Raw genomic sequence first — 10,008 nt, 5'->3', positions numbered from 1 at the left:
TCCTGAGCTTCGGGTTCGCCTGCCACAGCTTGCCTCCACAGTCACCCTGCCTCCGCCGAGCGTCACTCGCGAAGTTGGAGGCGGGCAGGCGCAGCGGCAGCAAGCTCCGACCTACTCGACGGCTCAGGCTGCTGCCGCCAACAAGCTCCCCGCAGGAATCTGTGGGATTCTTCTGAACTGCCTGGGGGTGCATAAGTTTATCCTTGGCTACAACACCGAGGGGCTGATCATGCTCCTGGGGACGCTCCTGACCTGCGGACTCGCCTCCCCAATCTTTGGCATCATTGGGTTTGTCGAGGGGATTATCTACTTGACCAAGTCCGATGAGGAGTTTGTTGAGACCTACGTGAAAAATAAAAAGAGCTGGTTTTAAGTGCCACTAGCCCATCGAGAATCGTGAGCCTTCGGGGCCTTTAGTAATCTCGATTCGGTTGGGAAAGCGATCCTTGAGCTCCTCCACATGGGTAATTACCAGAATGAGGGCAAACTCCTCGGCGATGGCTTCCAGTGCCTCGGCGATGGCTTCCCGGCCCCGGGGGTCCTGCGTGCCAAAGCCCTCATCCAGGATCAGGGTCTGGAGCGGCGCTCCGGCACGACGTGCCAGCATCTTGGAGAGCGCGACACGCAGCGCGAGGTTGATGCGAAACGCCTCCCCGCCAGAGTACATCTCGTAGGCACGCGTCCCAAGATCATCCTCAATCACGATATCCAGGGTCTCGATAGGGCTGGCCGATTTGGTGCGCGCCTCCCGGTGTGTCTCAAAGGCGACCCGCATCGCGCCGCTGGTCATGCGGCCAAGCAGCCGGTTGGTCTCTTCCTGAATCTCCGGGAGCGCGTTTTCGATAATCAGCGCCTGGACACCTTTCTTGCCAAATGCCGCCGTCAGCTCCGCATAGAGTAGCTCATCACGCGCCGCTGCCACCCGCTGCTCCTCGGTCTTTGCTCGCTCCGCCTCACGTGCCTTCAGGCGATCCTGCTCAGCTTTCAAGCGCCCGATCCGGCTGTGCGCCTGGTTGGACTCGTCGCTCTGGCGGCGCAGGGCATACTCGGCGTCTGTGAGTGTCTGTCGCAGCGCTACTAGGTTTGCGGTGCGCTGGCGCATCTCCTCCACTTTGGGGCGGCCCTTCTCGGCTCGCTCCGCAAGGCGCGTCGCCTTGGCTTGCGTCTCTGTGAGCTTCTGGGGTTCGTCTACCAGAATGGCTTCGGCCTGAGAGAGCTTCGCCCGCTCATTGGGAAGGTCGCGATAGGTCGTCCGCTTCATCAACAACGGACGTAACTCCTCATTGAAGCGCTCGATTTTTTCGACCCGGGCGGCGAGCACCATCATCCGCTCTTGCTCCTGCCGCGCAAACTCTCCGGACTCCAGCTCTCGGGTAAGCTCCGACAGGTGGCGCTCTCGCTCTGGGCGCTCTGCCTGGCGTGTGCGGAGTCGGAGCGCCTCTTGCTGGGCATGGGCGCTCCGGTTAATAAGCTGCGCAACCAAGCGTGCGTCCGAGAGTGCCCGTTCGGAGACCGCTTTCCACTCCTCGGCGATGCGCTTGGCCTCCCTGCCCTGCGCCGCCAGTACGCTCTGCTGCTCACCGTTGGCCTCCAGAGCCGCCTCTGTCTCTAGCACGGCGTCCTGCCGTGCTTTTGGGGTGAGGGGTTGGCCGCAGAACTCGCACTGCGATGCTGAGGAGCCGGTGAGCGCGGCGAGCCGCTTCTCAAGGCGCTCCAGCTCGGTTTTTGCGCTGTTGCGCCGTGCCTTGAGCTCCGTAAAGGCTTCGTCGGCCTGGCTGCGCTCCCCCTCGGCTTCTTTGCGCCGCGCCTCCGGGTCGCCGTAGGCCGCAATCTCCGCGTCGCTGGTCACACGCTCGGCATCGTAGCGCTCCAGCTCCTTGGCTTCCTCATAGAGATCCTGAACTTCACGGGTGACTCGGTAGAGCTCACGGTCAAGCGCCGTTCGCCGCTGCTGTATTGTCTCCATGAGCTGCTCCCGCTCACGGTAGAGCGCCGTTGCCCCCTCCACCTGGTTCTGTAGATTTTGGATGCGTTGCTCCAGGGTGGCGGCCTCGCGCTCCTGCTTCTCCAGCGCGGGGCGGTTTGCCAGAATACTCTGTGCGGCAGCGATGCGGCGACGCAAGCTTTCGGCCTCGCGTAGGGCCGCCGCCTCATCCAACTCCAGCTCGCGCAGTTTCTCGTCCCACTCGCGTGCCTGGTCCGCAAAGCCCTGGCACTGCTCAAAGAGAACATGGGCGGCATCACGAGCAGCCTGGAGCTGGGTGAGCTGGGCAGCAGCAGCAGCGAGAAGGGCCTCCGCCGCCTCCAGCTCGGCATCAATCCGGTCTTTTTCCTCTAGCTCGGTGTCTATCTGCGAAAGCTGGCTCTCGGCACTGTTGCGGCGCTCGCGCGCCTCGCGCTGGGTCTCACGGGCACGTTTTTCCAGGTCGTCGTACCGGGATAAGTCCAGAATATCGGCGACAATCTGCTTGCGCTCGGCGGGCTTAGCGCGTGCAAAGATATCGGCACGGCCCTGAGCCAGGTACGCAGTTGCGAGGAACATGTCGTAATTGAGCCGCAGTAGGCGCTCTAAGTGCAGCTTGGTCTCACGCCCGTCGCTGATATTGCGGAGCGTGTCATCGTCCTGCCAGGCTTGCAGTGTCCAGACGGGCGACGTGCCTTTTCGATCCCGCTGCTTGATAATACGGTACTTCGCCTCCCCAAGCTGAAAGTCCAGCATGACGCGGCAGCTTGCGGCTCCAAGGCGGATCACATCGTCCTCACGGGGGGCACGGGTCTCCCCAAAGAGCACCCAGGTGATGGCGTCGAGGAGGGCGCTCTTACCGTTGCCATTATCGCCGGAGAGGCAGGCTAGGCGCATGTCCGTGAAGGGCAGTGGCGCGACGCCTTTGCCATACGACATGAAGTTTTCGAGCTGGAGCTTGAGGGGGATCACGCCAGCGCCTCCTGGCGTAGCTCGTCCATCAGGCGGCGGGCGGCGGCCATGAAGTCCTCACGTAGCGGCGCAAGATCGGGGCGGCGGGTGTCCAGATAGAGCGTCAGGGCCTGCTCGGGGGTGAGCTGCTCCGTCATGCCCTCGGCGCGGGTGGTGAGGGTCTGGCCGGGGAGATCGCGGGAGATCGCGACGACACTATGCGCCTCAAGAAGCGCTTTTCGTAGCTCGTCTTCCCGCACGAGAGGCGCTTTCTCACGCGGAACTTTATAGCTCAGCTTCACTACGGCGTCTTTGAGGGGGCGTTTGGCCAGCTCCGTAAGAATCTTCTCCGTCGGATCTTCGGCATCGCTGGCATCAATGGCGATCTCCAGAAAATTGCGAACCGCGATATCCACATACCTGTACTCCGCATTTTGTTTGGAGATATCGGCGAGCACGATACCTTTGTTCTCATCTTTTTCCCCAAAATCGAGCCGATCAATCGAGCCGCAGTAGACCACGGGCGGCTGGCGGCGATTGTTGCAGTCCTGACGTTTGTGGATATGGCCCAGCGCCACATAATCAAACTGCGGCAGAGCCAGAGCGCTCACGGGCACCTGGGGCTCGGCGGCGTTGAGGAGCAGGCCCTGCACCCCGACTCGGGAGTCGGCGACGGTGAAGTGGGCTGTGAGAATGGCGATATGCTCGGGCTGCTCGGCGCACTGCCGAGCGAGGGTGGCGATGTACTCGATATATCTATCGCGGATGAGCTGGGCGATCTCCTCGACCGTCTTATTTTTGGTCTCGTCTTGGGTGAGCACGCGGGCACGTGGCAGGTAGGGCATCCCGCCGACAAGCACATCGCCACGCCGCGTGGAAACGCTGACCAGCTCTGGCCGTGAGAGAATCTGCACACCCGCTCCGCCCAGCACGTCGTAGATCTCCAGAGCATGTGCCCGGCCCCGTGTGTTGGGAATATCGTGGTTGCCTACCAGCATCACCACGGGAATATTTGCCTTCGTCAGCCGCTGGAGGCTCCCCGCAAAGAGCTTTTGATGGGTCTGGCTGGGGTCGCGGGCTTTGTAGGCATCGCCGGCAAAGATCGCCAGATCCACATCGGCCTCCAGCGCCAGTGAGATGCCCTGATCCAGGGAGTTCTTGAAGTCTTCGAGCCGCGTGTTGAGGCCTGTTTCGGGGTTGAACTTGCCGTGCGTCTCGACTCCCAGGTGGACATCGGCAAAATGGAGCAAACGAATTTTCTCAGCGGGGGAAGACACGTCGCAATTATACTGTACAATCGCAACCAGAACAGGGCGCTGCGGGTCAAAACCCGAGGAGGACAAAACAAATGTATCAAAATCAACAACAACATCCCAAAGAGGAGACATCGTCGTCGTGGTCGAAGGAGAAAGACGCGGTGGGGCTACCGGGCGGGATTGCTATTGTCATTCACCTACTGATGGTGGCGGCGATTCTCTACGGCTTCACGTCGGGGATGATCTTCATGGCCGCACTTCTTTCGTTTGTACTGCTCTTCACGCTGGGGGGCTACTTCACCGTGGCACCCGGCGAGAGCTTCGTCTTAATGACGTTTGGTAAGTACGTCGGCACCGTCAAGAAGAACGGGATTTTTTGGGCGCTTCCCTGGGCAAGCAAGCAGCGCATTAGCTTGCGAACTCGTACGCTCAACGGCCAGCAGCTCAAAGTGAACGACTCGATTGGCAACCCGATTGAGATTGCCTGTGTGATTGTCTGGAAAGTGACCGATACCTACCGCGCCACTTTCGAGGTGCAGAACTATGAGTCGTTTGTGGGGATGCAGTCTGAGACGGCGATCCGGCACATTGCGGCCACGCACCCCTACGACTCTGACGATGATAAAGCAATCTCGCTACGGCGCAATGCCAGCGATGTCTGTGATGATCTGGTCAAAGAGATCCAGCTTCGCCTCGCCCCAGCGGGTGTGACCGTGACCGACGCGAGCCTCTCGCATCTCGCCTACGCGCCGGAGATCGCCGGAGCCATGCTGCGCCGCCAGCAAGCCGCCGCCGTCATCTCCGCCCGCCAGCGCATTGTCGAGGGCGCGGTCGGAATGGTGGAGATGGCTCTCCAGCGTATTCAGGAGCGTAAGATTGTTGAGATGAGCGAGGCGCAAAAAGCCGCGATGGTCGCCAACCTCATGACGGTTCTGTGCTCCGAGCACTCCGTTCAGCCCGTTGTCAATACCAACGTCCAGCCGTAGCCGGGGGAGGGAAACAGGGGGGGCTACCGTGCAAACACGAGCTTGACGGCAGCACGCGGGGTGAACTTCACTGCATTGGGATCGCCAAAGAGGAAGTAGATCTCCGTGCCCGCCCCGCCCGCGTTTCTGTACGAGACATACCAGTTGGTCGAGGCCGGTTTCCCTGGCTCCGTCAGGCTCACCACCCGACCACCCACCGTCCGTGTGCCCGAGAACTGGTAGTTGAATGTCGCGATATGCTGGCGGTTCCAGCCCTTCTGCTCCTGAATGCCACCTTGATAGATCACATCGAGGCGTTTGAGCATCCGTACGGAGACCTGCGGGCCAAAAAAGCGCGTCGGTGCGCCGCCCTGTGTCCCTGTGTCAAGGCGCAACCCGTAGCTACGGAACCGGTTGCTTACTCCGGATGTAATGCGGAATCCTACGGTTCGGTCGGTCTGGTCGTCGAAGCGATTATGGTTAACATTGATCCCGAGGCTCCAGTCGGAGCGGGTCTGGAAATTCGCCCCCATAAACACTCCACGCTGGTACGGGCGACCGTCTTGGTGCCACCAGTACTGTGGCCCGAAGTCCACACTGAACGAGCGCCAGGCTCCCTTGCGCCACTCACGGTTCCAGTTGTGGTAGCCGGAGAAGCCCTTGAAGTCGTTGAAGAAGACAAGGCCATTGGCATCCTGAAAGTGGGGCGAAGCCGTTAAATACCGAAGGCTCGTGAAGTGGTTTCCATCAAGATACTGGAAGTTATTGGAGGAGGCGTACCCCCCCGCCTTGGTCTTGTCTACTCGCCCCCCCGAGATGTACTGCTCGGTATCAAAGCCGAATTTGCCCCAGCGGTTATTGGCAAAAAGCCCTCCCACACTATTATGGTCGCCCGCCTTGGCATCTTTTTGGTTCACGAAAAAGCCTGCCTGCGCGGTGGGCGAGAGATCGTGGCGGTAGCGAGCCACGAAGTCGCTGCGGTTGCCAAAGTCTTCGGTGAGCAAGACACCGATCGTGTCTTGAGGAGTGAGCTTACCAAAGATTTTGGCGCCAACATCGAATTTCTCAATACGATTGGAGTAGAACAGGGGGCCAAGGCCGAAAAACTGCCCGGTGCGGAAGTAGTCGCCGCCTTCTAAAAAGAAAGGGCGGCGCTCCTCGACGAAGCGTTCTGAGCGAGAGAAACCAATGCTCTGGACGGCGTTCTCCACAGTCGCGAAGTCCGGGTTCACGCTCACCACGGCGGTGAGATCCGGGGTGGCCTGGTAGCGGGCATCTACCCCCATACGCTCCACGATAGGGCCGTCACCGGCAAAGGTCAGGGTATAGGGAAGCAGGGAAAGAGTGGGATGGAACGCACCACGCGGCACGTCCACGCCTTTCCAGCGCCCGATCAAGTTGCCGAAGTTCTGCAAGCCGGTGTTGCTCCACTGGGAGCGGATTCGGGTACGGTACTGAAAACGGGTGAAGTTCAGCCCGAAGTCCCGTTTCTGGATGCTCCTCGCCGTGGGGTAGTTGAGCACTTTCCAGGGGATACGCAGCTCCGCGCTCCAGCCCGTCGGGGTGCGTTTGACAGCAGCGTCCCAGGCACCACTCCACTCAGCCTTGTTCGCCCGTCCGCCGCCAAAGCGCGCGGAGCGTGTGCCTAGGGGATTCACCGCAAACTTCGCCTGATCGTTTTCTTTAAAAGAAAGAAACGTGTCAAAGGAAACTTCTACCCAGTCCTCGGTGCCTCCACCAGCATCGTCTCCCCGGCGTCGGTAGAGCGTATCGCGCTCCAGCTCACGCCCGACAATTCCCTCTGGCTGGCTATCACGGCACTCAAAAGCGACGTAGATTGCGTCGTCGTCGTACGTGATGCGAGCCACAGTGGGGTCAGCCGTGAGCTTACCCGTCTGCAAGTCCGTGAACTCGGTAGCGGGAGGCACCTCTTTCCAGAGAGGGTCGGCAAGATCGCCGTCTAGCACGGGCGCAACTGTAATACTGCGTTTGACGGCGGCAAGCGGGCGGCTTGTACGGGGGGCGGGCTCATCCGCACTCACGTGAGGGAGTGGGAAAATAAGGCAGGCCAGCAAGAGTGCGGTACGAAAAGTCATAACGGGACAGTATTGCCGAAATTCTTCGTTTTAGCAAACAACTGCGTGCTTCGGGTACTATCCTTTCAGATGGATTACCGTGGAAGAGTCCTGGCTTTTATAGGAGCGGTTGCATTTGTTGTTGTGGCCGTTCTGGTCTGGCGGCCCAGCACACTTCTGCCTGCGCTGGGAGACATGGAGTGGTTTTTCTACGACTGGCACCTAGAGGCAACTGCCCGGACGAAGCCACTCACCCTTGAAGAATCACCTGTGGTCATCATCGCCATGACCGACGAAACCCCGATTAAGCTGGCCGTTGCCCAGATCCTGGAAGACCCCTTCTACCCTCTGCCACGTTTTTGCCATGCAGATCTCCTGGCACATCTCAAGCGCTCTGGTGCGCGGGCCGTTGCCTTCGATATCTTTTTTACGGAGGCGAGTGATCATGATGCTAGCTTTGCGGCGGCACTCAAGGCATATCCGGGAACGATTGCGGCGACGCGTCCTGAGGTTAATGAGCAGGGCCAGAGCACATTCGTTCCGCTGACTGGGAGCCTGTTTGGTCTGGTGCCTGCCTCAGTGGAGGTGCTACGCTCGACAGGGCGGAGCGTGCGCTTTATCCGGCCTCTGGTTCAAGACGGTGTGGCGCTCGATATGCACGTGCCTCACCTCGGGGTGGCGCTTGGGGCTGCTGGAAACGGGGCACTCACACAGGCGGCACAACTAACGGGAGGGCATCTACGCTGGGGGGGACTGACCCTTCCTCTGGCCACTAGTCTTGGTGACAGTGCTGCTCTGGTTCGCTACCTTGGCCCCGAAGGCACCTTTCCCATCCTCGACTACGAGGAGGTGCTTCTGTCTGAGAAACCATCTGTACTCCTAAAAGATAAGCTAGTGCTCGTGGGACGCCAGAGTACACTGGAAGATCGGCATATGACTCCGCTGGGAGAGATGACCGGTGTGGAGATTCTTGCGAACATCGTCACCATGGCCACTAGGAACAGGGGCATTCGAACCGCGGAGGCATGGAGTCTCTGGATTGGCTTGCTGCTAACCGTGGTCTTTCTCTGGCTGGTCTGGCGCTTCACGCTGGCTCCTGCACTCATCGCCCCACTGGTTCTAGGAACGGGGTGGGTGTTTCTGGTGCACGCCGCGTTTCTTCGGACAGGGGTCTGGTGGGAGAGTGCGACTCCACTGACAATGCTCGGGCTCGCGGCGGGACTGGCCACCCCCTACGAAATACTTCGGGCGCACCGTGCTTTCAAGACACAGGTCTCCGCATCTGCTGCGCGGAGCGCAGTCACTGGTCGGGGGATGCAGCTAGGCACACGCGAGGTCTATGTCACCGTGGTCTTCTGCGATATCCGTGGCTTCACCAGCTTCTGTGAGACACATAGTGCCGATGAAGTCGAAAAAATGCTCCAGAGCTACTTTGAGGCAGGCAATGGTGCCGCAAAGCGCTTCGGCTCGGAGCTGGATAAGTTCATGGGGGATGCGATCTTGCTTTACTTCTTCGAGTTTCCGAGGCTGGAGCCCGGCGCGGTGCGCGCAGTGCGCTGGGCGTGGGAGATGCAGCGTGTGGGCGAGCAGATGGGGATCCAGATGGGGATCGGGATCGCCTCGGGGGTGGCGCGGGAGGGCTTTATCGGCACGGCGGGGCGGATGCAGCGCACCGTGATTGGCGATATTGTCAACCTTGCCTCACGCTTGCAAGACGCGACCAAGACTCTCGAAACCCCGATTTTGCTTAGTGAAGGCAGTTTTTTACAGCTTACAGAAGCAATAGCGGCTGAACCCCTGGGTGAGATTACCGTCAGAGGAAAACAGATACCCGTGCAGGTCTTCCGGCCCGTGCGCACTCAGGAGCTTTAGATGCAAAAAACGACGGTGGCACGCATTGCCGATGCCTTTGGAAAAGTGGAGAAGAAGCTACCCGGAAACGATGCATTTCGTGCGCTTTCGGTGGGAGACCGTCTGCCCGCTGCGACAACACTACGGACAGGTACCGATGCTGCGCTTCTGGTCGAGCTACCCGACAACCATGTGGTGCGGGTCGGGGCCAATACCACTGTGATTCTCAACCAGATTGGCGCGGATAAGCAGTTTGCGCTCAAGGTACTGAGCGGGCAAGTCTGGGCACTGGTGAAAAAGGCCAATCACCCCACTAAGTTCACTGTGGAGACATCGAGTGGAGTGGCGGGGGTGACAGGTACTGTATTTGGAGTTGGGGTGGACGAAGAGACCAACGAAATGGTAGTGAGCACAGCCGAAGGCAGTGTCGAGGTACAGTCTTTCGATGCGGCCGGGCGCGCTCTGGAATCTCCTGTCCCGGTGCTCCAGGGCATGATGTTGCGTGCTGTTCGCAAGCGTGCGCTTCAGGCCCCCCACTCTCAGGCCCCGCAGCACCGGAATATGTGGCGTGCCCTTTACCGGGAAGGGGCGTGGACCCAACAAAATGCCCCAGGCCTGCTTCATCTGAACCGGGGCCGTGAGACAGAGCTGATGCACTCTCTTCGGATGCGAGTGCCTAGGCCTCTGGGGAACCCACCTCGTCGTCCGGGGAGGGACGCTAAAAAAAACTGGTAATAATCAGACCTAATGCGAGATGAGAGGGAGTGCCATAATTAGAGAATGTATAGGGGAGAACACCAAACTCTCCTCTTCGATTCTGAAAGGATCACATTTAGACTATGAAATCTCTTCGTCGTGCGTTTACACTTGTGGAAATTATGATCGTCGTCCTGATCATCGGTATCTTGGTCGCGATTGCTGTCCCGAACTTTATCCGTGCTCGTGAG

At 59.7% G+C, this 10,008-nt stretch carries 7 protein-coding genes and 1 pseudogene; 5 read left to right on the top strand and 3 right to left on the bottom strand.

Annotated elements, in window-relative coordinates:
- Positions 1-133: 133 nt before the first annotated feature.
- Positions 134-373, top strand: a pseudogene (locus ACH2ED_RS15800) (TM2 domain-containing protein); the annotation flags it as partial.
- Between the two features lie 6 nt (positions 374-379).
- Here ACH2ED_RS15800 and ACH2ED_RS15795 read toward each other — a convergent pair.
- Positions 380-2,935 carry an AAA family ATPase gene (locus ACH2ED_RS15795; RefSeq protein WP_395093090.1) on the bottom strand — a complete coding sequence of 852 codons (2,556 nt, stop codon included), beginning with the start codon at positions 2,933-2,935 and terminating at the stop codon, positions 380-382.
- Positions 2,932-4,191, bottom strand: a complete 1,260-nt coding sequence (locus tag ACH2ED_RS15790) for an exonuclease SbcCD subunit D (RefSeq protein ID WP_395093087.1) — start codon at positions 4,189-4,191, stop codon at positions 2,932-2,934. Before ACH2ED_RS15790 ends, ACH2ED_RS15795 begins: the two co-directional genes overlap by 4 nt.
- Before the next feature lie 71 nt (positions 4,192-4,262).
- Between ACH2ED_RS15790 and ACH2ED_RS15785 the strand changes: the two genes are divergently transcribed.
- Positions 4,263-5,156 carry an SPFH domain-containing protein gene (locus ACH2ED_RS15785; protein ID WP_395093084.1) on the top strand — a complete coding sequence of 298 codons (894 nt, stop codon included), beginning with the start codon at positions 4,263-4,265 and terminating at the stop codon, positions 5,154-5,156.
- A gap of 23 nt (positions 5,157-5,179) precedes the next feature.
- Here the strand turns inward: ACH2ED_RS15785 and ACH2ED_RS15780 are convergent, their stop codons facing one another.
- Entirely contained in the window at positions 5,180-7,231 is a 2,052-nt protein-coding gene (locus tag ACH2ED_RS15780; RefSeq protein WP_395093081.1) for a carbohydrate binding family 9 domain-containing protein, read from the bottom strand.
- A gap of 69 nt (positions 7,232-7,300) precedes the next feature.
- On the opposite strand from ACH2ED_RS15780, the gene ACH2ED_RS15775 reads away from it, so the two are divergent.
- From ACH2ED_RS15775 to ACH2ED_RS15765, 3 genes are all read left to right on the top strand, one after another.
- The gene (locus ACH2ED_RS15775) at positions 7,301-9,082 is read left to right on the top strand and encodes a CHASE2 domain-containing protein (RefSeq protein ID WP_395093079.1); all 1,782 of its coding nucleotides are present in this window, start codon (positions 7,301-7,303) and stop codon (positions 9,080-9,082) included.
- Positions 9,083-9,796, top strand: a complete 714-nt coding sequence (locus ACH2ED_RS15770; protein WP_395093076.1) for a FecR domain-containing protein — start codon at positions 9,083-9,085, stop codon at positions 9,794-9,796.
- A 104-nt stretch (positions 9,797-9,900) separates the two neighbouring features.
- Positions 9,901-10,008, top strand: a 108-nt coding sequence (locus tag ACH2ED_RS15765; RefSeq protein WP_395093160.1) for a type IV pilin protein, incomplete at its 3' end; no start/stop codon positions are given.

Origin of the sequence: Armatimonas sp. (genome assembly GCF_043757465.1) — a bacterium.
In the GTDB taxonomy this organism is placed as follows: domain Bacteria; phylum Armatimonadota; class Armatimonadia; order Armatimonadales; family Armatimonadaceae; genus Armatimonas.
Note: the sequence above shows the minus strand (reverse complement) of the source record. Positions and strands in the feature narration are given on the sequence as shown.